Here is a 25820-nt window from a genome sequence, read left to right as displayed (position 1 = left end):
CGAAAGGGCCGGGACAGGACCATCTGCACCTCTTATAAAGATGATTAGCTAGCTAATTAATCGTTTCCGCTTTATCCTTCCCACCATTGTCTATCTTTCTACAAGACCATCCCCGCAAGGTCCGTCTCGTGCCCATCACCCTCCAGGCCCTGTTCGCCCCCAGCAGCCTCGCCCTCAAGTTCGCCATCAAGACCCTGCTCGGTGGCGGCCTGGCGCTGTGGCTGGCGATGCGCTGGGGCCTGGAGCAACCGTCCTGGGCACTGATGACCGCTTTCATCGTCGCCCAGCCGTTGTCGGGCATGGTGGTGCAGAAGGGCCTGGCGCGGTTGGCCGGTACCTTGGTCGGCACGTTTGCGTCGGTGCTGTTCATCGGCCTGTTTGCCCAGACCCCATGGCTGTTCCTGCTCACCTTGGCCCTGTGGCTGGCCCTGTGCACCGCCGCCTCCACCCAACTGCGCAGCGCCTGGGCCTATGCCTTCGTGCTGGCAGGCTACACCGCGGCGATCATTGCCCTGCCGGCCATCGACCACCCGTTGCAGGTGTTCGACCAGGCCGTGGCGCGCTGTACCGAGATCTGCCTGGGTATCTTCTGTGCCACCGCCAGCAGTGCCTTGCTTTGGCCCATGCGGGTAGAGCAGCAACTGGGCGGACAGGCCCGCCAGGCCTGGCAGAACGGCCTGCAGGCCGCCAGTGCCATGCTGGGCGGCGAAGACGAGGCGCGCAAAGGCCTGCTGGAAAGCCTGGGGCGTATCGTTGCCATCGACAGCCAACGCGAACACGCCTGGTTCGAAGGCAACCGCGGGCGCCAGCGCGCTCGTGCCATTCGTGGCCTGAGCCAGAAACTGATGGTGCTGTTGCGCATTTCCCGTTCGGTGCGCCGGCAGTGGCGGCAACTTGATGAGCGCGAGGCCGAACGCCTGGCACCCTGGCTGGAGGAAGTGCGTGCACTGTTGGGCAAGCCCGACCAGCCGAGCCTGTTGTTGCTACGCCAGCGCATCTGGGATGCTGCCCACGATGAACAGATCAGCCCGGCGGAGCACTTCTGCCTGGCGCGCATGGCGCTGCTGCTGGATTACGCCATGGCTGCCAGCCAGGCGCTGGAGGATGTGGAGGCGGGCAGGGCGCCCAAAGATGTGTCCCAAGGCCTGGCCGCGCACCGCGACTGGTCTCTGGCCTTGCTGTTCGGTTCACGCAGTGCGCTGGCCTTTCTGGTAATGAGCGGCTTCTGGCTGGCCACCGCCTGGCCTTCGGCACCAGGTGGCCTGGTGCTGACCTGCGTGGTCTGCAGCCTGTTCGCCAGCCGCGAGAACGGCGCGCAGATCGGCCTGAGCTTCTTGCGTGGGATTTTCCTGGCGATACCGGCGGCGTTTCTGGTCGGGCAGATTCTGCTGCCGCAATGGAGCAGCTTCGCCATGCTCTGTCTGGGAATGGGCGTGCCGCTGTTTCTTGGTGCGCTGGGCATGGCTCACCCGCGGACCGGGGCCACGGCCACCTCCTATTGCCTGCACTTTATCGTGCTGGTGTCGCCGCTCAACGCCATGCAGTTCGGCGTGGCCACCATGCTCAACAGTGCCTTGGCCATGCTCGTGGGTGTGTCGGCAGCGGTGATGGCCTTCCGTTTGTTGGTGTTTCGCCACCCGGCCTGGCTGGGCCGGCGCCTGCGTGCGGCGACCCAGAGCGACCTGGTACGCCTGACCCGGCGCGACCTGCGCGGGGCCGACAGCTGGTTTGGCGGGCGCATGGCCGACCGCCTGATGCAACTGGCGCGGCATGCCGGCGAACTGCCCGAGAGCGAACGCAAGCGCTGGGACGACGGCCTGCACGGCCTGGATATCGGCGACGAACTGGTGCACCTGCGCATGTGCCTGGCGGTTGCCCAGGCCCCGTTGGGGCGGGCCGAGCGCGATTACCTGCAGCAGGTAGAGGCCGTGCTGGCCAAGGGGCCGGCGCCCGGGCGTGGTCAGCGCCTGGATGCCGCCAGCGAACAGTTCATTGGCGCCTTGCGCCGTCTACCCTCCAGCGATCCGCTGCGGTTGGCCGAAGGGGCGGTGCTGCAACTGCAGAAAAGCTGGGGCAAGTGGTGCCGCTGGCAGGAGGAAGCCCATGGGGTTGCGTGAGTGGGAAGTGGGCGGCGTGCTGTTCAGCCCCTTCCTTGTTTATGTGTTGCTGGCGCTGGTGCTTACCGGGTTGTTGCGTCTGGTGGTGCAGGCCACGCCGTTGGGGCGCTGGATCTGGCATGAAGCGCTGTTCGACGCGGCGTTGTTCGTTTGTGTGCTGTTCCTGGTGGTGCGACTGCTGGGAGCTTTATAAAGGAGTGTTTCGATGCGTGCGGCCGTACGTACCCTGGTCACCTTGTGTGTGGTGGCTCTTGCCGTGTTCGCCGGCTATCAGCTGTGGCAGTACTACATGCTCACCCCCTGGACCCGCGATGCCCGTGTGCGCGCCGATGTGGTGGTGATCGCCCCTGATGTGTCCGGCTGGGTGCGCGAGCTGAAGGTCCGTGACAACCAGCAGGTCAAGGCCGGCGACCTGCTGATGAGCATCGACCGCGAACGCTTCCAGGCGGCCTTCGACCAGGCCAGCGCGGTGACCGAGACCCGCACCCAGCAACTGCGCCTGCGCGAGCGTGAAGCGGCCCGGCGTACCGCCCTGGGGCCGGAGGCGATCAGTGCCGAATTGCGGGAAAACGCCCAGATCAATGCGGCCATCGCCCGCGGTGAGCTGCATGAGGCCGAGGCACAGTTGCAGGTTGCCAGAATCAACCTGGCGCGCAGTGAAGTGCGGGCACCGCGCAGCGGGCATATCACCAACCTGCGCCTGGCCGAGGGCAACTATGTGAACACCGGGGAATCGGTGATGGCCCTGGTGGACGATTCAACCTTCTATATCCAGGCCTACTTCGAGGAAACCAAGCTGCCGCGCATTCGTGTGGGGGATGCGGTGAAGGTCTGGCTGATGGGCGCAGGCGAGCCGATGCAAGGGCATGTAGAGAGCATCAGCCGTGGTATCACCGACCGCAACAGCAACCCCGACAGCCAGTTGCTGCCGGAGGTTGAACCGACCTTCAACTGGGTGCGCCTGGCGCAGCGGATACCGGTGAGGATCCGCCTCGACCAGGTGCCGGAGGGCGTGACCCTGAGTGCGGGGATGACGGCCAGTGTGCAGGTGCATGAGGAGCAGAATCGGCCGTGAGGGCCAAGGGGGTTGCTGAGCAGCCCATCGCGACACAAGGCCGCTCCTACAGGCGATCGCGTATTCCCCGTGCGATTGCGTATTCTTGTAGGAGCGGCCTTGCGTCGCGATGGGCCGCAAAGCGGCCCCAAATTCTCGATTTCAGAGGAACATCCCGCCCGACACCTCCAGCCGTTGCCCGTTGATCCAGCCATTGCCATCTTCCAGCAACAGCGCAATCGCTGCCCCGATATCATCCGGCAAGCCCACCCGCCCCAGCGCCGTGTTGCCGGCAATGTATTCATTCACCTGGCGGTTATCCCGCACAACGCCGCCGCCAAAGTCCGTCTCGATCGCCCCCGGCGCCAGAATGTTCACGCGAATACCACGCGCCCCCAGTTCCTTGGCCTGGTAGCGGGTCAGTACCTCCATCGCCCCCTTCATCGCGGCATAGGCGGCATACCCCGGCAGCGCAAAGCGGGCCAGGCCAGTGGAAATGTTGACGATGCGGCCATTGTCGACCAGCAGCGGCAGCAGGCGCTGGGTGAGGAAGAACGGTCCTTTCAGCTGGATGTTCAGCAACTGGTCGAACTGTGCCTCGCTGGTTTCGGTGTATGGCACGTTCAAGCCGATCCCGGCATTGTTCACCAGAAAGTCGAAACGCTCGCGACCGAAGTGTTGCTGCAAGGTTGCTCCCAGGCGTTCGGCGAAGCCGGCAAAGCTGGCGCTGTCGCTGACGTCCAGTTGCAACATGGCGGCCTTGACCCCGGCCTGCTCCAGCCGCACGGCCACGGCCTGGGCTTCCTCGGCCTTGCTGTGGTAAGTGCCGATGACATCGATGCCGCGTGCGGCCAGGTGTTCGGCGGTGTTGCGGCCCAGGCCGCGGCTGGCGCCAGTGATCAGGGCAATCTTGCGGGTCATGGTGAAAACCTCATGGTGGGCTGATGAGCACAGGTTATTGGTCGGTGTTGTGCTGTTAAATCCAGCAAATATGGAAATACTGTTCGGTAAAACCGGATAGACGAGGTTCAAGTGAACAAGCTGGAGTTGTTGCGCACCTTTGTGCGGGTGAGCGAGGTCAGCAGTTTCACCCTGGCTGCCGAGAGCCTGGGGCTGCCCCGTTCGACCGTGTCGGAGCAGGTCAGGGCGCTGGAGCGTTTGCTGGGTACGCAGCTGTTCAACCGCACTACCCGCCGGGTGCAGGCAACCCAGGATGGCGCCTTGCTGTACGAGCGCAGCAAGGACCTGCTGTCGGGCATGGACGAGATCGAGAGCCTGTTCTGCGCCGACGACGCCGAGCTGGCCGGGCGCCTGCGGGTCGACCTGCCGACCATGATGGCCCGTCGGGTCATCATCCCGGCGCTGCCGCAGTTTCTGCAGCGCTTCCCGCGCCTGGAGGTGGAGCTCAGTTGCACCGACCGCCAGGTCGACCTGCTGCGTGAAGGCTTCGATTGTGTGATGCGCATTGGTACCCTGCATGACCTGGACGTGGTGGCGCGCCCGGTCGGGCAACTGAGCATGCGCAACTGTGCCAGCCCTGCCTACCTGGCCCGCCATGGCGTGCCGCGCACGCTGCAGGACCTGGCCGAGCACCACCTGGTGCACTACGTGCGCACCCTTGGGGGGCGCAGTGCCGGTTTCGAATACCTGCAGGACGGTGAACTGCACTTCCAGGCCATGGCCGGAGTGGTCACGGTCAACAATGCCGAGGCCTACTCGGCGGCCTGCCTGGCCGGGCTGGGGCTGATCCAGGTGCCGGCGGTGGGCGTGGCCGAGCACCTGCAGCGCGGTGAGCTGGTTTCGGTACTGGAAGGCTGGCGGGCTCCGGCCATGCCCGTGTCACTGCTGTATGCCCGACAACGGCATGTGCCACGCCGGGTGCAGGCCTTCATGCAGTGGCTGGGCGAGGTGCTGCATTCGCAGGTTGACGGTGGCCGCTGATCGATGAAAAGCGTGGCGCCTGTGCGACGGCTTGCGTTAGGCTGCCAGTCACGAGTTGCCCGGCAGAGGCAACCACCCCCGCCTGGCGTGCGTATCTTCCGATTTCATTGCGAGGTTACGTCATGGCCATCACTTCCCAGGACATCTGCAACGCTGCCGACCAGCTCAAGGGCTTCGTCGGTTTTCATGGCAAGCGCGGTGTGCACATCGTGCGTTTTTCCGAAGATTCGTTCGGCATGGACGTGGCCGACGCCAGCATCACGCCCTGCAGCGAGTTTGTCTGGCGGCCCGAGCAAGGGCAGCGCATGGCCCTGTGCCGCGAACGGCTGGCGCTGTTGCTGGAGCAGCATGTGGATGACCGTTTGAACATCGGTGAACCGCTGCGCACCTACCTGCGCCGGCGCGACCTGCCGGAAATCGTGGCAGAGCGCAGTTTGCAGCAGCTGTGCTGAAAATCCCTGTGGGAGCGGGCGTGCCCGCGAAGAATGCAACGCGGTGTATGGCACCGACTTCGCCGGTGTTCGCGGGCACGCCCGCTCCCACAAGGACTGCGCAAGCTTTCAAACTTACGCTACAGGTAGGGCGCCGAGCGCTGGGATGCCTGCTGCATCAACGCCTCGAGCCCCGCACTGTCCAGCGGCCTGCTCAGGTAATAGCCCTGCACTTCATGGCAGCGGTCCTTCTGCAGTGCCCTGAGCTGCTGCTCGCTCTCCACCCCTTCGGCCGTCACCGTCAGCCCCATCGCTTCGCCCAGGTTGATGATGGCCTGGACCACGGCGCGGTCGCTGCCAGCGGTGTTGTTCAGCCCGCCGATGAAGCGTTTGTCGATCTTGATGCTGTCGAACGGGTAGGTGCGCAAATAGCCCAACGACGAGTAGCCGGTGCCGAAGTCGTCCATGTTCAGGCGCACGCCCAGCTCCTTGAGCGACAGCATGGTGCCCAGCGCGCCTTCGATGTCATTGAGCATCACGTTCTCGGTAATTTCCAGCTCCAGGCGCTGGGCAGGGAAGGCGGTTTCCAGCAGGATCTCGCGTACATCGGCCACCACATCGCTGCGCAGGAACTGCGCCGGTGACAGGTTCACGGAAACCAGTACATCGGTGGGCCAGTCATGGGCGGTGCGGCAGGCTTCGCGCAGCACCCAGCGGCCCAGCGCAACAATGATGTCACTCTGTTCGGCCAACGGAATGAAGGTGTCCGGCCCCAGCAACCCTTCCTGCGGGTGCTGCCAGCGCAGCAAAGCCTCGACCGCGACGATGCGCAGGTCGCTGAGGCGATAGCGCGGCTGGTAGTGCAGCTCGAATTCCTGGTTGCGCAGGGCCCGCCGCATGTCGTTCTCCAGTTGGCGGCGGTACTGGATCTGCTGGTTCATTTCGGCAGCGAAATAGCGCCAGGTGCACTTGCCGTCGGCCTTGGCCTGGTACAGGGCGATATCGGCGCAGCGGATCAGCTCGCCGGCATCGAAGCCTTGGGTACGGGTCTGGGCGACACCGATACTGGCGCCAACGTGCAGGGGCTGGTTATCGAAGATGATCGGTTGCTGCAGCAGGCTGATCAGGCGCGCACAGAAGCGGTCGATCTCGCTGCGGTTGTCCATGCCGCCGAGCACCAGGAGGAACTCGTCGCCGCCCAGGCGCGCGACCAGGTCGCCATCGCGGGTGCTGTCGCGCAGGCGTGTTGCTACCTCCTGCAGCACGGCGTCACCGGCGGCATGGCCAAGGGAGTCGTTGATCGGCTTGAAGTTGTCCAGGTCAAGCAGCAGCAAGGTCAGTGGCGGCGAATCACTGCCGCGCAACAAGGCCTGCTCGAGGTGCCGGGCGAGCTTGTTGCGGTTGGCCAGCCCGGTCAGCGGGTCGTGCAGCGACAGGTGCTGGATGCGCGCATGAGCGTCTACTTCGTCGGTGATGTCGCTGGCGGTGCCGCGAAAACCGACGGGTTTGCCGTCGTACCAGATGGCGCGGGCCGATATCCGGCAGTAGCGGTTCTGGCCATTCTGGTCGCGGTAGGTGCAGCGCAGGTTGGCCAGTTGTTGCGGGTCGGCCGCGGCCAGGGCATCCAGCCACGGCGAGAGCGGCGTGGTATCGCAGGCCAGCAACTGATTGAGCGGGTGGCCGAGCCAGTCGTCCACCGGGTAGCCGGTGACATTGACGAAGCGTTGCGAAAGGTAGGTCAGGCGTTGTTGCCGGTCGGTTTCCCAGATCCAGTCGGAGGCCGACTCGGCCACCGCGCGAAAACGCTGCTCGCTGGCCTCCAGGGCCTGGTTGCTCTGCTGCAGATCGGCGAGCGTGAGGTCGATCGCCCGCGAACTGCGCAAGGCATGGCGAAACAGGTACAGCATGACCAGGCCGAGTATCAGCAAGGCACCCGCCAGCGGCGGCAACACCGCGCGCAGCAACTGGTGCCCTGGCAGCGGGCTGCTCCAGGACAGGTGGTAGCCGGTATCGCCGAGGTCGATGCGCAGGTGGCCGTGCTCCCCCACATCATCGTTTTCCACGTGCATGCCGGTCAGGCCGGCGCCGCTGCTCAGCTGTGCCAGCTTTTCCTCGGTGAGCTGGTCGACGAACAGCATCACCGGCGCCTGGCGCACCTCGCTATCGGTGACATCCCGGTCCGGGCGCACCGCCGCGGCACTGAGCACTGCCGGCCAGCCGTTGAACAGGACGAAACGGGTGATCTGTTCACGTGGGATGGCTGCCGCCCGGGCCTGGTCGATGATTGGCTGCAGCGCTGCATCAATATAGGTATTGGCCGCCGCCTGGGTCGGCTGGCCTTTGAACAAACCGTAGGTGGTGCGAGCGTCCTCCACCACGAACACCCCTTCATAGCCGCTGGCGCTGTAGAGCGACTCGCCCACGTTCTTTTCTTCGTAGGCCCATTTCCAGTCGGCCTGGCCCGCCAGGTGTTCGAAGGCAGCATCCCACACGGCGTAGCTGGACAGGAACTGGCGCGAGGCGAGCAGCCGTTGCTCCAGCGCCTTGGTTGCCTGCGAGGCACTGCGCTGGCGCTCCTGATGGTCAAGAGTACCCGCGATATTGAACAGGGCGCCGAGGATGATCAGGCAGGCCAGGCCGAAAACTGCGCTGAAGCCGGCAATCAGGCGACGCACCTGGAAGCGTGGTGTGGGGCTGGCGGGTGGAAGGTTGGCGGTCCTGGCCATGCGCGAGCGGCTCCTTCAGGCAGCCTCCCGCCAGTTAGTCAGGAAGGAGGTTCAATCAGGATAGGCCAGCCTGAGCGCCGCAGCGTCTCTGTGGGCAAAATTGACCTGGTCGCGCCCGGCATGCTTGGCGGTGTACAGCGCCTTGTCCGCCTGTTCGAGCCAGTGTTCGGGTGACTCCAGGTCGGCCTCGAATGCCGAAAGGCCGATGCTCAGGCTGATGCGCAGGTGCGGCAACTGCGGGTTGCGGTAGCTGGCGATCCGTTCGCGCAGGCGCTCCATGGCCTGGCAGGCTTGGGCCTCGCTGGTGTCCGGCAGGATCACGCAGAATTCGTCACCGCCGTAACGCCCGGCCTGGTCGCCTTCGCGCAGATTGCGCCGCAGCTCGGCGCCGAGCTGGCGCAGCACACAGTCGCCGACCACGTGGCCGAAGGTGTCGTTGATGGTCTTGAAGTGGTCGATGTCGATCAGGGCAATCACCGCGTGCCCCTGTTGCTGCTGGCAAGCCTGGAACTTCAGCAGCAGCAGGTCTTTCCAGGCGCCGTGGTTGAGCAGACCGGTCAGGCTGTCGGTAAGGCTCAGGGTGCTCAGCCGGCGCTTGTGGTCGGCCAGCTTGATCGCCAATTGGTAGCAGACCCAGCCCAGCGCCAGCGGGTAGAGGGTCAACATCGGCAGGCAGGCATAGACCTGCAGGGGCGTCGCGTTCAGTTGCAGGCCGGGGCCCAGCAGCAGGATGGCGACGAGCATGCCCGTTAGCTGGGCCAGCACCCCGCGAACGACCATGCGTTTGCCGCCGGCGGCGACGTTGTTCATGGTCATCATCGACAGTACGGTCACGCTGGGCAATGGATTGAAATGCATGGCGGCGGTCCAGAACCCACCCATCAGGGAGTCCAGCACCAGGTTGCGCTGTTCTGCCTGGTAGGGCATGGCCGAACGGGCGGCCCACAGGTAGGCCACATGCGGCCACACCAGGCCGTTGAACAGTACCAGCAGCCATGCCCAGGTGGGCGGTGACAGCGGCGCCATGGCGGCCATGACGCTGAACAGGCCGATCCCCAGGCCGATGACCCGCGGCAGGTAGATGCGTTTGGCGAATGAAAGTCCTTTGCCGCTGCGTTTATCCATATTGGTCATCGTTCTTCTGCTGAAGCACCGTTTATCGCATAACTCGCATGAATATTGTTGAACAGTGTTTCATCGACGAAAAATGACCTTACAAGCCAATTCACGGTTGATCCGATCACTGTGGGGTAACATGAAGGCTTTCCTGTTGCTCGGAGTGTTGCTGATGGTCCCTTTGGCCAACCCTGCCGGCGAGCCGGCGCCTCAGCGGGAAGGGCGCTTTCACAATCAGGCGTCGTTGCCACAGGATGGCGTATTGAAGAAACTGCGCATCGGGCTCAAGTACCTGTTCCTGCGCAAACCGCCGGAAACCCGGCCGGCCACACCGGTCAGCCTCCAGCCCATGACCCGCCAACAGGTGCTCGATGCGCCCGACCGCAGCCTTTGGCGCCTGGGCCATTCCACGGTATTGCTCAAGCTGCGCGGGCGCTTCTTTATTACCGACCCGGTATTCGCCGAGCGCGCCTCGCCGGTGCAGTGGGCCGGCCCACTGCGCTTCCATGCGCCGCCCCTGGCGCTGGACCAGTTGCCGCCGTTGGCTGCGGTGGTACTGTCCCACGATCACTTCGATCATCTTGACGAACAGGCGATTCGCCAACTGGCATCGCGCACCAGTGTGTTCCTGGCGCCGCTGGGCGTAGGCAACCTGCTGATGACCTGGGGCGTAGCACCGGCAAAGGTGCGGCAGCTGGACTGGTGGCAGGAAAGCGAGGTCGAGGGCGTGCGCTTTGTCGCCACCCCGGCTCAGCACTTTTCCGGGCGTGGGCTGCTGGACAGCAACCGGACCTTGTGGGCGTCGTGGGTGATCGTCGACGAGGATGTGCGGGTATTCTTCAGTGGCGATACCGGCTACTTCGATGGGTTCAAGCAGATTGGCGAGCGCTTCGGGCCGTTCGACCTGACCCTGATCGAGACCGGGGCCTACAACGTCGCCTGGCCCGATGTGCACATGCAGCCGGAGCAGAGCCTGCAGGCCCATCTGGATCTACGCGGGCGCTGGCTGTTGCCGATTCACAACGGCACCTTCGACCTGTCCATGCATGGCTGGCAGGAGCCGTTCGAGCGCATCCTGGCGTTGGCCAACCAGGCGCAGGTGCGTCTGAGCACGCCGCAGATGGGGGAGCGGGTCAGCCTCGACTCTCCGCACGCCGGGCAGAACTGGTGGCAGCCGCGGCCTGTGCGTCAGCGCGGCCAGGCGAACGAGCGCGTGGTAGCGGCACGCTGAAGTTCATTTGTTGCCGTTGTTGCGGCGCGGGGAGGGTGGCCGGTCCTCTTTCAGTAGCCGTGAGGGCGGTTTGCCGCTGTCGCTGCGCACCTGTGCATGGCTGATCAAGCCGAAGATGAAGCTGCCGCCGATGATGTTGCCCGCCAGTGTCGGCAGGGCGAACTCCAGCCAGAAGCTGCTCCAGGTTTCATCGCCGGCCCAGACCAGATAGGACACCTCGACCGAGCCGACCACGATATGGGTGAAGTCGCCCAGGGCCATCAGGTAGGTGATCATCAGGATGATCCAGATCTTGGCGTGTTCCATCGACGGGATCATCCAGACCATGGTGGCGATCATCCACCCCGATACGATGCCTTTGGCGAACATCTGGCTGATATCGTTCTTCATGACCTTGCGGCCCACCTCCAGGAAGGCCACGTCGGTCTTGCTGTCGAAGATCGGCAGTTCCAGCATTACCCAGGCCACCAGCAAGGTGCCGGCGAGGTTGCCAAGCAGTACAACGCTCCAAAGGCGCAGCAGGCGCCCGAAGTTGGCCAGGGTGGGGGCGGTCATTACCGGCAACACGGCGGTCAGGGTGTTTTCGGTGAACAACTGCTGACGCGCCAGTATCACTGCAAGGAAGCCAGCGCTGTAGCCGATGCTGGCGATTACCTGAGCGCTGTCCCCCTCTGGCAGGCGAGCATAGAAAAGGCCCATGGCCATGAGCGACAGCCCCATGGACAAGCCTGCGGCCAGTGCCGACCACCACAGTGCGGCGAGTGTACGTTCCAGTTCCTGGTCGCCCTGGTAACGAATGATCTCGTGCAGTACTGCCGCGCGGGGCGGCTGGCTAAGGCTGACTTCCTGCTCCTCGTCCGCCGACAGGCCCGGGGTTTTCTCGCTTTGCGCATCGCTCATGGCCGCTACGCTCCGTGGTGGTGTTTCTCTACAGATTCGCGGCGCTTTCATTAGTTGCCGGCGAGGAGACAAACGCCGGCAGAAAGTTTTTTCAGATCAAGGTGTTGACTCTGATTTCAAAGCGCGTATTATTCGCCTCCTCGCAGCGATGAACGCTTCGAGGCAAGCGGTAAGTTGTTGAGGTTGAAGGGTTTCGAAAGAAACCAGCTGTAAAAAACTTCAAAATAAACGCTTGACAGCAAATGAGGAAGGCGTAGAATGCGCGCCTCGGTTGAGACGAAAAGCTCTTAACCAAACGCTCTTTAACAAATCGAATCAAGCAATTCGTGTGGGTGCTTGTGAGTACGGACTGATAGTCACAAAGATTATCAGCATCACAAGTGACCATGCGAGAAATCACATAGTCATTTGAGATTGCTGAGCCAAGTTTAGGGTTTCTTAAAAACCCAAGCAGTATTGAACTGAAGAGTTTGATCATGGCTCAGATTGAACGCTGGCGGCAGGCCTAACACATGCAAGTCGAGCGGATGATGGGAGCTTGCTCCTTGATTCAGCGGCGGACGGGTGAGTAATGCCTAGGAATCTGCCTGGTAGTGGGGGACAACGTTTCGAAAGGAACGCTAATACCGCATACGTCCTACGGGAGAAAGCAGGGGACCTTCGGGCCTTGCGCTATCAGATGAGCCTAGGTCGGATTAGCTAGTTGGTGGGGTAATGGCTCACCAAGGCGACGATCCGTAACTGGTCTGAGAGGATGATCAGTCACACTGGAACTGAGACACGGTCCAGACTCCTACGGGAGGCAGCAGTGGGGAATATTGGACAATGGGCGAAAGCCTGATCCAGCCATGCCGCGTGTGTGAAGAAGGTCTTCGGATTGTAAAGCACTTTAAGTTGGGAGGAAGGGCAGTAAGCTAATACCTTGCTGTTTTGACGTTACCGACAGAATAAGCACCGGCTAACTCTGTGCCAGCAGCCGCGGTAATACAGAGGGTGCAAGCGTTAATCGGAATTACTGGGCGTAAAGCGCGCGTAGGTGGTTCGTTAAGTTGGATGTGAAAGCCCCGGGCTCAACCTGGGAACTGCATCCAAAACTGGCGAGCTAGAGTACGGTAGAGGGTGGTGGAATTTCCTGTGTAGCGGTGAAATGCGTAGATATAGGAAGGAACACCAGTGGCGAAGGCGACCACCTGGACTGATACTGACACTGAGGTGCGAAAGCGTGGGGAGCAAACAGGATTAGATACCCTGGTAGTCCACGCCGTAAACGATGTCAACTAGCCGTTGGAATCCTTGAGATTTTAGTGGCGCAGCTAACGCATTAAGTTGACCGCCTGGGGAGTACGGCCGCAAGGTTAAAACTCAAATGAATTGACGGGGGCCCGCACAAGCGGTGGAGCATGTGGTTTAATTCGAAGCAACGCGAAGAACCTTACCAGGCCTTGACATGCAGAGAACTTTCCAGAGATGGATTGGTGCCTTCGGGAACTCTGACACAGGTGCTGCATGGCTGTCGTCAGCTCGTGTCGTGAGATGTTGGGTTAAGTCCCGTAACGAGCGCAACCCTTGTCCTTAGTTACCAGCACGTTATGGTGGGCACTCTAAGGAGACTGCCGGTGACAAGCCGGAGGAAGGTGGGGATGACGTCAAGTCATCATGGCCCTTACGGCCTGGGCTACACACGTGCTACAATGGTCGGTACAGAGGGTTGCCAAGCCGCGAGGTGGAGCTAATCTCACAAAACCGATCGTAGTCCGGATCGCAGTCTGCAACTCGACTGCGTGAAGTCGGAATCGCTAGTAATCGCGAATCAGAATGTCGCGGTGAATACGTTCCCGGGCCTTGTACACACCGCCCGTCACACCATGGGAGTGGGTTGCACCAGAAGTAGCTAGTCTAACCTTCGGGAGGACGGTTACCACGGTGTGATTCATGACTGGGGTGAAGTCGTAACAAGGTAGCCGTAGGGGAACCTGCGGCTGGATCACCTCCTTAATCGACGACATCAGCCTGCTGATGAGCTCCCACACGAATTGCTTGATTCATGGTTGAAGGCGATCAGACCCAGCATGGGTCGAATGTTGTTCCTGATCAGAACTCGGAAATGAGCATTCGCTTCGAATGTTGATTTCTGACTTTTGTCAGATCGTTCTTTAAAAATTCGGATATGTGATAGATATAGACTGATGACCAGTTTCACTGCTGGTTAATCAGGCTAAGGTAAAATTTGTGAGTTCTGCTCGAAAGAGCAACATGCGAATTTTCGGCGAATGTCGTCTTCACAGTATAACCAGATTGCTTGGGGTTATATGGTCAAGTGAAGAAGCGCATACGGTGGATGCCTTGGCAGTCAGAGGCGATGAAAGACGTGGTAGCCTGCGATAAGCTTTGGGGAGTCGGCAAACAGACTGTGATCCAGAGATCTCTGAATGGGGGAACCCACTCAGCACAAGCTGAGTATCTTGTACTGAATACATAGGTGCAAGAGGCGAACCAGGGGAACTGAAACATCTAAGTACCCTGAGGAAAAGAAATCAACCGAGATTCCCTTAGTAGTGGCGAGCGAACGGGGACCAGCCCTTAAGTTGATTTGAGATTAGTGGAACGCTCTGGAAAGTGCGGCCATAGTGGGTGATAGCCCCGTACACGAAAATCTCTTGTCAATGAAATCGAGTAGGACGGAGCACGAGAAACTTTGTCTGAATATGGGGGGACCATCCTCCAAGGCTAAATACTACTGACTGACCGATAGTGAACCAGTACCGTGAGGGAAAGGCGAAAAGAACCCCGGAGAGGGGAGTGAAATAGAACCTGAAACCGTATGCGTACAAGCAGTGGGAGCCTACTTTGTTAGGTGACTGCGTACCTTTTGTATAATGGGTCAGCGACTTATATTCAGTGGCGAGCTTAACCGAATAGGGGAGGCGTAGCGAAAGCGAGTCTTAATAGGGCGTTTAGTCGCTGGGTATAGACCCGAAACCGGGCGATCTATCCATGGGCAGGTTGAAGGTTAGGTAACACTGACTGGAGGACCGAACCGACTACCGTTGAAAAGTTAGCGGATGACCTGTGGATCGGAGTGAAAGGCTAATCAAGCTCGGAGATAGCTGGTTCTCCTCGAAAGCTATTTAGGTAGCGCCTCATGTATCACTCCAGGGGGTAGAGCACTGTTTCGGCTAGGGGGTCATCCCGACTTACCAAACCGATGCAAACTCCGAATACCTGGAAGTGCCGAGCATGGGAGACACACGGCGGGTGCTAACGTCCGTCGTGAAAAGGGAAACAACCCAGACCGTCAGCTAAGGTCCCAAAGTCATGGTTAAGTGGGAAACGATGTGGGAAGGCTTAGACAGCTAGGAGGTTGGCTTAGAAGCAGCCACCCTTTAAAGAAAGCGTAATAGCTCACTAGTCGAGTCGGCCTGCGCGGAAGATGTAACGGGGCTCAAACCATGCACCGAAGCTACGGGTGTCATCTTTGATGACGCGGTAGAGGAGCGTTCTGTAAGCCTGTGAAGGTGAGTTGAGAAGCTTGCTGGAGGTATCAGAAGTGCGAATGCTGACATGAGTAACGACAATGCGAGTGAAAAACTCGCACGCCGAAAGACCAAGGTTTCCTGCGCAACGTTAATCGACGCAGGGTTAGTCGGTCCCTAAGGCGAGGCTGAAAAGCGTAGTCGATGGAAAACAGGTTAATATTCCTGTACTTCCAGTTATTGCGATGGAGGGACGGAGAAGGTTAGGCCAGCCTGGCGTTGGTTGTCCAGGTTTAAGGTGGTAGGCTGAAATCTTAGGCAAATCCGGGATTTCAAGGCCGAGAGCTGATGACGAGTTGCCGTTAGGCGACGAAGTGGTTGATACCATGCTTCCAAGAAAAGCTCCTAAGCTTCAGATAACTGGGAACCGTACCCCAAACCGACACAGGTGGTTAGGTAGAGAATACCAAGGCGCTTGAGAGAACTCGGGTGAAGGAACTAGGCAAAATGGCACCGTAACTTCGGGAGAAGGTGCGCCGGCGAGGGTGAAGGACTTGCTCCGTAAGCCCATGCCGGTCGAAGATACCAGGCCGCTGCGACTGTTTATTAAAAACACAGCACTCTGCAAACACGAAAGTGGACGTATAGGGTGTGACGCCTGCCCGGTGCCGGAAGGTTAATTGATGGGGTTAGCGCAAGCGAAGCTCTTGATCGAAGCCCCGGTAAACGGCGGCCGTAACTATAACGGTCCTAAGGTAGCGAAATTCCTTGTCGGGTAAGTTCCGACCTGCACGAATGGCGTAACGATGGCGGCGCTGTCTCCACCCGAGACTCAGTGAAATTGAAATCGCTGTGAAGATGCAGTGTATCCGCGGCTAGACGGAAAGACCCCGTGAACCTTTACTATAGCTTTGCACTGGACTTTGAATTTGCTTGTGTAGGATAGGTGGGAGGCTTTGAAGTGGGGACGCCAGTTCTCATGGAGCCATCCTTGAAATACCACCCTGGCAACTTTGAGGTTCTAACTCAGGTCCGTTATCCGGATCGAGGACAGTGTATGGTGGGTAGTTTGACTGGGGCGGTCTCCTCCCAAAGAGTAACGGAGGAGTACGAAGGTGCGCTCAGACCGGTCGGAAATCGGTCGTAGAGTATAAAGGCAAAAGCGCGCTTGACTGCGAGACAAACACGTCGAGCAGGTACGAAAGTAGGTCTTAGTGATCCGGTGGTTCTGTATGGAAGGGCCATCGCTCAACGGATAAAAGGTACTCCGGGGATAACAGGCTGATACCGCCCAAGAGTTCATATCGACGGCGGTGTTTGGCACCTCGATGTCGGCTCATCACATCCTGGGGCTGAAGCCGGTCCCAAGGGTATGGCTGTTCGCCATTTAAAGTGGTACGCGAGCTGGGTTTAGAACGTCGTGAGACAGTTCGGTCCCTATCTGCCGTGGACGTTTGAGATTTGAGAGGGGCTGCTCCTAGTACGAGAGGACCGGAGTGGACGAACCTCTGGTGTTCCGGTTGTCACGCCAGTGGCATTGCCGGGTAGCTATGTTCGGAAGAGATAACCGCTGAAAGCATCTAAGCGGGAAACTTGCCTCAAGATGAGATCTCACTGGGATCTTGAATCCCCTGAAGGGCCGTCGAAGACTACGACGTTGATAGGTTGGGTGTGTAAGCGCTGTGAGGCGTTGAGCTAACCAATACTAATTGCCCGTGAGGCTTGACCATATAACACCCAAGCAATTTGCGCACGAAAGCCAAATTGTGGTGGTGAAGACGAAACGAACCGAAAATTCGCAACATCACAAATATCGCATATCCGAATTCGCTGGGCTGTCCATCTGGACATTCTGGCAACAGAATTTCTTGACGACCATAGAGCATTGGAACCACCTGATCCCATCCCGAACTCAGCAGTGAAACGATGCATCGCCGATGGTAGTGTGGGGTTTCCCCATGTGAGAGTAGGTCATCGTCAAGATTCATTTCGCAAAACCCCTATCTGCGCATGCAGGTAGGGGTTTTGTCTTTCTGGCAAAAAAAATCCCAGGCCTGCACAACCCTCCTCTGTGGGAGCGGGTTCACCCGCGAACACCGGCAAAGCCGGTGCCATCCACCATGTCGCCCGCTTCGCGGCGGTTCGACGCCTCGACATGCCTGCTCCCACCCCGACCGCAAAATATCTTGGCTGCGACAATATTCCCGTCACATTCACGTGACTTTCCCGCGCCCACCCTACGTCAAGACTTTGGTTCGGGGCATTCCTGGCCCCGGGCTGAGCGATGCCAGCGTACCGTGCTGCGCATTTCCGGACTTCCACCGTCCCATCACTTGAGGTAGCAAGCAAGATGGCCAAGGCCGCCGATGTCGTTGTGCAATGCCTGGAAAACGAAGGTGTCGAGTATGTATTCGGTATTCCCGGTGAAGAAAACCTCGATCTGCTCGAATCCTTGCGCAAGTCGAAGATCAAGCTGGTACTGACCCGTCACGAGCAGTCCGCAGGCTTCATGGCAGCCACCTACGGCCGCCTGACCGGCAAGACCGGCGTCAGCCTGTCGACCCTCGGCCCTGGCGCCACCAACCTGGTCACCGCCAGCGCCTATGCCTACCTGGGCGGCATGCCGATGATGATGATCACCGGCCAGAAGCCGATCAAGAAGTCCAAGCAGGGCCGTTTCCAGATCATCGACGTGTGCGGCATGATGGACCCCATCACCAAGTACACCCACCAGTTCGCCTCGGCCGACAACATCCCGGCCCGTATGCGCGAAGCCTTCCGCCTGGCCGAAGAAGAGAAGCCGGGTGCGGTCCACCTGGAGCTGCCGGAAGACATCGCTGCCGAGCAGACCGAAAGCCTGCCGATTCCGCCTAGCCTGAGCCGCCGCCCGCTGGCCGAGCACAAGGCCATCGAAGCCGCCGTGGAAAAACTGCAGAAAGCTCGCAGCCCGATCCTGGTGATCGGTGCCGGCGCCAACCGCAAGATGACCGCCAAGGTCCTCAAGCAGCTGATCGACAAGACCGGCATCCCGTTCATCACCACCCAGATGGGCAAAGGTGTGGTCGACGAGCGTCACCCGCGCTTCCTGGGCAACGCCGCGCTGTCGTCGGGTGACTTCGTGCACCGCGCCGTCGAAGCCGCCGACCTGATCGTCAACATCGGCCACGACGTGATCGAGAAGCCGCCGTTCTTCATGGTCCGTGGCGGCACCGAAGTCATCCACATCAACTTCCGCTCCGCCGAAGTCGATGCCGTGTACTTCCCGCAGGTGGAAGTGATCGGCGACATCGCCAACGCCGTGTGGCAGATCAGCGAAGCGCTGACCGACACCACACACTGGGACTTCACCCGCCTGATGGCCATCCGTGAAGCCAACGAAGCGCAGATCGCCGAAGGTGCCGACGACAACCGCTTCCCGGTCTACCCGCAGCGCATGGTCGCCGACATCCGTCGCGTGCTGCCGTCCGAAGGCATCGTTGCCCTGGACAACGGCATCTACAAGATCTGGTTCGCCCGCAACTACAAGGCGCACAAGCCGAACACCGTACTGCTGGACAACGCCCTGGCGACCATGGGCGCCGGCCTGCCATCGGCCATGGCTGCGCACCTGGTGCACCCGGACCGCCCGGTGATCTCGGTTTGCGGCGACGGCGGCTTCATGATGAACAGCCAGGAGCTGGAAACTGCAGTACGCCTGGGCATGCACATCACCGTGGTGATCCTGCGTGACGACGGCTACGGCATGATCCGCTGGAAGCAGGCGAACATGGGCTTCACCGATTTCGGGCTGGACTACGGCAACCCGGACTTCGTCAAGTACGCCGAAGCCTACGGTGCCAACGGCCACCGCGTGGAAAGCGCCGAAGGCCTGCTGCCGCTGCTCGAGCACTGCATCAAGACCCCGGGCGTGCACGTGATCGACTGCCCGGTCGATTACAGCGAGAACGACCGCATCCTCAACAGCGAGCTGCGTGAGCGCGCGCTGGCGGTGTAAGGCGTAACGGCTTTATTGACATCAACCCGGCCACCATAGATCTCTCACGATCCTGTGGTGGCCGGTTGGTGCTAATTAACAACCTCCTCACGCATCTCTTGACTGATCATTCTCATGTTCCCAACTCATTGAGAACACGAGACCATGACCATCGGCTCAACACACAACCATCCTGCTGATCTGGCTATCGAGCCATCCCTGTCCGTAAAGCCGTGGGCTGCGCGTTACCCTAACCCTCCTGATCTTTGCTTTGATTATCGCCGTCTACTCGAACAAGAGGGCGGAGTTGCATACGCCACTCAGCCGGATCACCGGATCTGTATTGTCGGTGCTGGTGTTACCGGGCTAACTGCAGCCCGAGAATTGCTACGTTGCGGCTTTACCCGTATCACCTTGATCGAGCAGTCCCGACGTGTGGGTGGGCGTCACCTTACGCTGGTGAATAACGCAGGAAATCACAAGCAGCCTGTAACCCCTTTTGAAATGGGGGCCATGCGCATGCCGTTCTTCAACAGGACTGGTGAGCCCCCAAAAGATGGGCGTTCGCTTATGGCCTATTACGCCAAGCTGTTCGAGCTACGAATTTCCGATTTTCCAAATCCCGGGACACCTTGGGTGAATGCCACTGGAATATATCTTCGTGACGGGCAATTAGCGGGTGACAGAGACCCTGCGCTGTTGATCTGGCGCAATCCCGAAGGAAAGACACCACCACCCACTGCGATGCTTCAGCAGGTCTACGATAAATGGCGCCATTTTGCGGAGCAGTTCGCCGAGCGTATTGCTGCGGTTTATGGCACTTATGGTTGGGAGTCGATGTGGTCGGCGATCGTCGAGCGCTATCATCGATTATCGTTTAGAGATCTGGTGCATTTATCCGCTGTTACGGCTTGGGACCCTGCAAACCCTGGTGATTTTGGCGGGCTAGGCATGAGTGGCGACGAGTCGGCCATCTTCTATGCAATCGGTATTGGAGATGGTAGCTGGGGAGCGTTTTATGACGTCTGCTGCCTTTACCCGCTGCGTACAGCAATCTTTGGCTTCAGCAGTCACTTGCAGTTGGTACATGGGCGTGTTGACCAGGACGGTGTGCCTTACGCTGCGCCCCATCTTGAAGCCAGCAGCGTCCCTGACAGTAAAGGATTGATGTTTCAGGGGCCAGCCTATATCGGGCTTGCGGCGATGGATGAAAGCCTCATGTTTCTGGACGTCGGGATGGGCGGTTCCTCGCTGTATGACCACCTGCTGCAACGAGATGATGGGTTACTGACCGACACTTCGGTCTGTTCCCTACAAAAGCTGGAGGATGGTCGCGTACGGGTCGGATACCGTTGGCATTGCAGTGATCCGGTGCAGGGGAACGTCCAATACGAAGACTTCGACAGCGTGATCTTGACCATCCCTTCCTGGCTGATCGAAACCAACATCCGCCTCGACGGTTTCAGCCGTCAGATATTGCCGCAGACGATCATGGATACCTGGAAGCATGCTCATTGGGAGACAAGCTGCAAGGTTTATGCTCCGCTGAAGAAGAGCTTCCTGGACCGCAACCCAGCTTTTCCGCAAATCCTGGTCACTGACAGTTTCGTTCACGATGTCTATGCCTATCGCTACAACGACCATTACGCTGATGACTGCATCTTGCTCAGTTACACCTGGGAAGACGATGCAACGAAACTGGCCGCGTTCTCAGATGAAGAACTGGGCGACAAGTGCGTGAAGGAACTCGATCGGATCCTCCTTCGCTGCAGCAACGTGGCTGAACCCATATCGCCTTACATCGATACCCGAAACATTCGCATACAGCGTTGGATGACTGATCGAAACGCGCTTGGCTGCGCAAAGTTGTATCGGGCTGGGACCTATTACGATGCAGTGAGCCTGATGAAGTACAACCGTGATCTGAGTGCCAGTTCAGGGTTGTATCTGGCTGGAGAGTCCTTCTCTGTTGACGCCGGTTGGACCGAGCCGTGTTTACGCACGGCGCTTGATGTGGTCATCAACCTGTGCAATAGAACATCGGCTTCGTTCAATGGTGGCTTTACCCTGAACCACTACCCACATTATCAAGCTGGGAAATAGCTGCATCCGGGAGTTTTTGTGGGGAATTTCCTACTGGAACACTTCTCTTGTCCTTCGATCCCATAGGAACTCCCCGACTGTCATTCCCCCGCCCAACCCCGCTTTACTGGCGCCCTTCCACAACAACCATAAAAGGAAGCCGCCATGTCTGATCACTGCACGCCCGTCAGCCCCGTACGTATCGCTGTCATCCAGTACGACCCTCAGGTCGGGCTGGAGCATTGCGATGGCAACCTGAGCAAGGGCCTGGCATTGGCCCGGTGCGCGGCGCGTGAAGGCGCCAACCTGATCGTGCTACCCGAGCTGGCCAACACCGGCTACACCTTCCACACGCGTGCAGAGGCCTATGCCCACGCCGAAACGCTGGAGGATGGGCGCAGCCTGAAAGCCTGGGCGGATTTCGCCAAGGAGTACCAGGTATATCTGGCGGCGGGTTTTGCCGAACGCGAGGGACTGAAACTTTTCGACAGTGCCGTACTGTTCGGTCCGCAAGGCTTGCTCGGGCATTACCGCAAGGCGCACCTGTGGAACCAGGAAAAGCTCTGGTTCACCCCTGGCGACCTGGGTTTCCCAGTGTTCGAGACACCGATCGGTCGTATAGGCCTGCTGATCTGCTGGGATATCTGGTTCCCGGAAGTGCCGCGGCTGATGGCTGCGCAAGGCGCCGACATCATCTGCAGCCTGAACAACTGGGTATGGACGCCACCACCACTGTTCGATGAATCAGGGCGCTGCATGGCGTCCTACCTGACCATGACGGCGGCACACACCAACAACGTCTACATTGCTGCCGCCAATCGCATAGGTAGCGAGCGGGGCGGTCGCTTCCTGGGCTGTTCACTGATTGCCGGTACCAATGGCTGGCCCATCGGCGAGGTGGCCAGTGCAGAGGAGGAGGGCATTCTCTACGCCGATGTCGACCTCAGCAGCGCCCGCTCGGCGCCGATCTGGAACAGCCTTAACGACTTGCCGCGAGACAGGCGCACCGACCTTTACGATGCGACGCTTGGCTATCGCCTTCATGCACCTATGCCCCGCTGAGGAGTTGCACATGAAAACGCTACTCTTCCCCAACCGGCAGCGTTCGTCGGTGTTGATCCTTGCCTGCCTGCTGGTGCTCCTGGCTGCCAGCCTCGTACAGGGCCAATGGCCGGACTACACGCAACTGGCCGCGACGCTCGATCAGCCGTTAAGCCGCCTGCGCTGGATAGTTGGTGATATCAGCGAAGTGGCCTTCTACAAGCATGAGTTGCCCGCCTTGGGCTTGCTACTGGGAGCTTGCCTGGCGCACTGGGCCCATGTGCATGGGTATCGCTGGCACGGCTTTGCCATCTGCTACGGCAGCGGATTATGGCCGTGGGTATTCACCAGTTCGCTGCTGGGTTTGTTGCTCAGTCACGCGTTGTGGGGATGGACCTTGGCCAGTGGCACCTGGCAACCAACCTTCGTTGCTTTCGTATCGTTGCCAGCAGCCATGGTGCTGTTTTTTGGTGCGGGTTGGCAGGTGACCATCAGCGGCGCACTGCTGGGAGCGCTGTTGGTAACGCCAGCCAGCCTGTTCATGGTCAATTACCTGTGCTACCCCCTGCAGTTGCCGGTGGTAGTCGGCAACGTAAGTGGCATGGCACTGGCAAGCGTGGTGGCGTTCATGCTGTGCCGGCGGTTTCCATCATGGGTACGGCCCAGCCAACCGCCCGCCGCACCTGAACCCGTTGCGGCCCAACCCGATTACGGTGTGGCCTGGACCTTGCGGCGCGTACTGGCCGATTTCAGCGAAGCGCCGTTCTTTGGTAATGAACTGGCCAGCCTCGGGCTGCTGTTGGGGGTGTTCCTGGCATACATGCTGGCCCCCGCTGCGCCAGTCTACGGTTCGCTGCTGCTGATACCGATGGTTGCCGGGCAGGCGCTGGCATCACTGGTGGGAGTCGTGCTGTGGCGTCGCCAATGGCAGGCGCGAGGCTGGTACCCCACTTACATTCCCATCGTCTCTATCGTACCTGCCGCTGTGCTCACCCACGGTGGAGGCTGGCAAGTGGTCGTAGCCAGTGCAGTGCTTGGCGCGCTGGTAGCGCCACCGTTGGCGGTGGCCATCACTCAGCGCTTGCCGGCCTACATGCATGGTTACATCGGCAATGTAGTGTCGATGGCCATCAGCACACTGGCGATCGTTCCGCTGGTCGGGCTGCTTGCTGGAGGTGGCGTATGAAAGCGCATGCAAACCTGCCCAGGTTGTCGATCGCCAGCCTGGGAGGGACGGTGAGCATGCGGGCAAGTGCAAGCGAATGCGGGGTGATGCCCAAGCTTGACTGCGCTGAGCAACTGGCCGAGTTGCCACAACTGCGTGAGATGGCCCAGCTTGAAGCTGCCACTCTGGGTCTGCTCCCCAGTGCCTCGCTGGGCTTTGCGGCGATGCTCGAGGTGCTGGCCTGGGCCCGGGGCGAGGTCGCTCGCGGAGCACACGCGGTGATACTGACCCAAGGTACCGACAGCCTCGAGGAAACGGCGTATTTCCTCGATCTGCTCTGGCCGTTCGATGTGCCATTGGTAATGACCGGTGCCATGCGCGCGGCCAGCCAGCCGGGCAACGACGGCCCGGCCAACCTGCTGGCTGCGGCGCAGGTTGCACTGGCGCCGGGCAGTCGTGGGCGCGGCGTTTTGGTGCTGATGAATGATCAGGTTCACTGTGCAGCAAGGGTTCGCAAGACGGCAAGCCTTGCAATGGCTGCATTTGAATCACCCGGGTACGGAGCGCTGGGTGATGTTGTGGAAGGTACCGTGATGTATCGTCAGCCGCCTGGCCCACGGGAGGTGCTGCCGTTACCGCATCGCACCGAGCATCGGGTTGCAATGCTGGAAGCGTGCCTGGACGCAGATACGGCGTTGTTGAAGGCTACAGCGACACTGGGCTACGAGGGGCTGGTCATCGCCGGTTTTGGTGCAGGCCACGTTTCCGGTAGCTGGTCCGAAGTGCTTGGTCATCTCACGCCCACCTTGCCGGTGATTGTTGCTACCCGCACAGGCAGTGGCCCAACAGCCACGGCCTCTTACGGATTTGCCGGTGCCGAGATCGATCTGCAGAGCAAGGGGGTACACATGGCGGGGCAGTTGTGTCCGCGCAAGTGTCGCATTCTGCTATGGCTGTTGATCGGTATCGGCAGGCAGCAGCAGCTGCATGGCTGGTTGCCACGTTAAGCAATCTGCCCGCAAAGCTGTAAGCGCGGGCAGCCCTTCGGGCGTTGCTGTGCTAGGGTGCACACACTTTTGCTTCCCAGGATGTTCACCCATGCTCCCCGCACTCAGCGAAAAAGAACTCGACCGCCTCGAAGACCTGCTGATCACCTACGGCAATGACTACTCGGTACTCAACCTGGCCGAGCTCAATGGCTTTTTCACTGCACTGGCCAGCTCACCGACCACTGTCACTCCGGAACAGTGGCTGCCCGCGGTGGCTGGTGGCAAGGTGCCGAAATTCAAGAAGCCGGCACATGAAGAGGCGTATACGGCATTGATGCTGCGCTATGCCAGCCAGGTGGCGGAGGAGTTGGGCGACGATGTCGACCATTTTGAGCCGCTGTTCGAAGAAAGCGAAGGCGAAGAGGGCAGTGTGATCATCATGGAGGAGTGGTGCTTTGGCTACATGCGCGGTACTCAGGTCGCTGGTTGGGCCGAGCTGCCGCCAGAGCAGGACCAACTGCTCAAGGCCATTTCGCTGCATGGGCTCGAGGACAACTTCGAGTTGCTGGACCAGATGAGCGAAGAGGACATCCAGGCCTGTGTGCCGCAGGTGATCGAGGCTGCGCGTGGGTTGTTCCGGTATTTCAACAAGCTGCGCTGATCTTGCACCTGCCTTTGTAGGAGCGGCCTTGTGTCGCGATAGGGCCGCAAAGCGGCCCCAGGATTTCAGCAGCGATAAACCATAGTCGGGGGCCGCTTTGCGGCCCTATCGCGACACAAGGCCGCTCCTACACAGGGGATACGCAGATCTGGATATTTCCATTGTTTCGCCCTGCGAAATTATGGTTTCCCCGCCACACGGATTCTGCTGCCAGCCGAACCGGTGCAGCATGTGCTCCACCAGCCCACCCCGGTGCTGACCAGGAGCCAAGCCCATGTCGAACCCGATCAAGCTTTACAACTTCCCCAAGTCCGGCCACGCCCATCGCATCGAGCTGATGCTTTCGCTGCTGAACCTGCCCACCGAGCTGGTGTTCGTCGACCTGGCCAAAGGCGCGCACAAGCAGCCGGACTTCCTGGCCCTCAACCCGTTCGGCCAGGTCCCGGTCATCGACGACAACGGCACGGTGGTCGCCGACTCCAACGCCATTCTGGTGTACCTGGCCAAGAAGTACGGCAACGGCACCTGGCTCCCCGAGGAACCCGCTGCCGCCGCCCGCGTCCAGCGCTGGCTGTCGGTCGCTGCCGGCCCGTTGGCCTTCGGCCCTGCTGCCGCGCGTCTGGTCACGGTGTTCGGTGCCTCGTTCAACACCGACGAAGTGATTACCCGCGCCCATACCCTGCTGAAGGTGATCGACGCCGAGCTGGCCAACACGCCCTTCCTGGTCGGTAGCACACCCACCATCGCCGATATCGCCAACTACTCCTACATCGCCCACGCACCGGAGGGCAATGTGTCGCTGGAGCCCTATGCCAACGTACGCAGCTGGCTGGCGCGGATCGAGGCGCTGCCGGGCTTCGTGCCCATGCCACGCACCGTGATCGGCCTGCAGACCAGCGCCTGACATCCCGCCACTGCGA

General features: G+C 60.2%; 17 protein-coding genes and 3 rRNA genes. 16 read left to right on the top strand and 4 right to left on the bottom strand.

From position 1 onward, the window contains the following. The first annotated feature begins 128 nt into the window (after window positions 1-128). From C163_RS20210 to C163_RS20200, 3 genes are read left to right on the top strand one after another with little or no spacing between them, the layout of a single operon-like run. Window positions 129-2117: an FUSC family protein gene (locus tag C163_RS20210; protein WP_025340346.1), complete on the top strand. Its 1989-nt coding sequence runs from the start codon at window positions 129-131 to the stop codon at window positions 2115-2117. Next, window positions 2104-2310: a DUF1656 domain-containing protein gene (locus C163_RS20205; protein ID WP_025340345.1), complete on the top strand. Its 207-nt coding sequence runs from the start codon at window positions 2104-2106 to the stop codon at window positions 2308-2310. Before C163_RS20210 ends, C163_RS20205 begins: the two co-directional genes overlap by 14 nt. 12 nt (window positions 2311-2322) lie before the next feature. Further along, window positions 2323-3192 carry an HlyD family secretion protein gene (locus tag C163_RS20200; RefSeq protein ID WP_025340344.1) on the top strand — a complete coding sequence of 290 codons (870 nt, stop codon included), beginning with the start codon at window positions 2323-2325 and terminating at the stop codon, window positions 3190-3192. A gap of 141 nt (window positions 3193-3333) precedes the next feature. Here C163_RS20200 and C163_RS20195 read toward each other — a convergent pair whose 3' ends face one another. Beyond that, the gene (locus C163_RS20195) at window positions 3334-4092 is read right to left on the bottom strand and encodes an SDR family NAD(P)-dependent oxidoreductase (protein ID WP_025340343.1); all 759 of its coding nucleotides are present in this window, start codon (window positions 4090-4092) and stop codon (window positions 3334-3336) included. Window positions 4093-4203: 111 nt separating this feature from the next. On the opposite strand from C163_RS20195, the gene C163_RS20190 reads away from it, so the two are divergent. After that, window positions 4204-5112: a LysR family transcriptional regulator gene (locus tag C163_RS20190; protein WP_025340342.1), complete on the top strand. Its 909-nt coding sequence runs from the start codon at window positions 4204-4206 to the stop codon at window positions 5110-5112. A gap of 122 nt (window positions 5113-5234) precedes the next feature. Further along, entirely contained in the window at window positions 5235-5564 is a 330-nt protein-coding gene (locus tag C163_RS20185) for a DUF2025 family protein (RefSeq protein ID WP_025340341.1), read from the top strand. Window positions 5565-5683: 119 nt separating this feature from the next. On the opposite strand, the gene C163_RS20180 is transcribed toward C163_RS20185, so the two are convergent. Both C163_RS20180 and C163_RS20175 read right to left on the bottom strand, forming a co-directional pair. Next, window positions 5684-8269 (bottom strand): EAL domain-containing protein, encoded by a 2586-nt coding sequence (locus C163_RS20180; protein ID WP_025340340.1) that lies wholly within the window; start codon window positions 8267-8269, stop codon window positions 5684-5686. A gap of 51 nt (window positions 8270-8320) precedes the next feature. Next, window positions 8321-9394 (bottom strand): diguanylate cyclase, encoded by a 1074-nt coding sequence (locus tag C163_RS20175; RefSeq protein WP_025340339.1) that lies wholly within the window; start codon window positions 9392-9394, stop codon window positions 8321-8323. Between the two features lie 130 nt (window positions 9395-9524). On the opposite strand from C163_RS20175, the gene C163_RS20170 reads away from it, so the two are divergent. Next, the gene (locus C163_RS20170; protein WP_025340338.1) at window positions 9525-10616 is read left to right on the top strand and encodes an MBL fold metallo-hydrolase; all 1092 of its coding nucleotides are present in this window, start codon (window positions 9525-9527) and stop codon (window positions 10614-10616) included. Between the two features lie 3 nt (window positions 10617-10619). Here the strand turns inward: C163_RS20170 and C163_RS20165 are convergent, their stop codons facing one another. Next, window positions 10620-11516 (bottom strand): formate/nitrite transporter family protein, encoded by an 897-nt coding sequence (locus tag C163_RS20165; RefSeq protein ID WP_025340337.1) that lies wholly within the window; start codon window positions 11514-11516, stop codon window positions 10620-10622. Between the two features lie 458 nt (window positions 11517-11974). On the opposite strand from C163_RS20165, the gene C163_RS20160 reads away from it, so the two are divergent. From C163_RS20160 to C163_RS20115, 10 genes are all read left to right on the top strand, one after another. Continuing rightward, a 16S ribosomal RNA gene (locus C163_RS20160) occupies window positions 11975-13511 on the top strand. Between the two features lie 316 nt (window positions 13512-13827). Next, a 23S ribosomal RNA gene (locus C163_RS20155) occupies window positions 13828-16719 on the top strand. 137 nt (window positions 16720-16856) lie between these two features. Continuing rightward, window positions 16857-16972: ribosomal RNA gene (gene rrf / locus C163_RS20150) — 5S ribosomal RNA — on the top strand. The 16S, 23S and 5S rRNA genes sit together here, the layout of an rRNA operon. Window positions 16973-17339: 367 nt before the next feature. Then, a complete protein-coding gene (locus C163_RS20145; protein ID WP_025340336.1) occupies window positions 17340-18983 on the top strand; it encodes an acetolactate synthase large subunit in 1644 nt (547 codons plus the stop codon). Window positions 18984-19127: 144 nt separating this feature from the next. Beyond that, window positions 19128-21065, top strand: coding sequence for an FAD-dependent oxidoreductase (locus C163_RS20140; RefSeq protein ID WP_025340335.1), 1938 nt, complete (start codon window positions 19128-19130; stop codon window positions 21063-21065). A gap of 144 nt (window positions 21066-21209) precedes the next feature. After that, a complete protein-coding gene (locus C163_RS20135) occupies window positions 21210-22106 on the top strand; it encodes a nitrilase family protein (protein WP_025340334.1) in 897 nt (298 codons plus the stop codon). Between the two features lie 10 nt (window positions 22107-22116). Continuing rightward, complete coding sequence (locus C163_RS20130; protein ID WP_025340333.1) at window positions 22117-23271, top strand: hypothetical protein; 1155 nt, start codon at window positions 22117-22119, stop codon at window positions 23269-23271. Further along, window positions 23268-24257 carry an asparaginase gene (locus tag C163_RS20125; protein WP_025340332.1) on the top strand — a complete coding sequence of 330 codons (990 nt, stop codon included), beginning with the start codon at window positions 23268-23270 and terminating at the stop codon, window positions 24255-24257. Before C163_RS20130 ends, C163_RS20125 begins: the two co-directional genes overlap by 4 nt. A gap of 91 nt (window positions 24258-24348) precedes the next feature. Continuing rightward, a complete protein-coding gene (locus tag C163_RS20120; protein ID WP_025340331.1) occupies window positions 24349-24900 on the top strand; it encodes a UPF0149 family protein in 552 nt (183 codons plus the stop codon). Between the two features lie 274 nt (window positions 24901-25174). After that, on the top strand, window positions 25175-25804 hold the full coding sequence (locus C163_RS20115; RefSeq protein WP_025340330.1) for a glutathione S-transferase family protein: 630 nt from the start codon (window positions 25175-25177) through the stop codon (window positions 25802-25804). Window positions 25805-25820: the final 16 nt, after the last annotated feature.

This window comes from Pseudomonas sp. FGI182 (assembly GCF_000511325.1).
Lineage (GTDB): Bacteria > Pseudomonadota > Gammaproteobacteria > Pseudomonadales > Pseudomonadaceae > Aquipseudomonas > Aquipseudomonas putida_Z.
The sequence above is the reverse complement of the archived record's forward strand: the minus strand, read 5'-3'. Positions and strand labels throughout refer to the sequence as shown.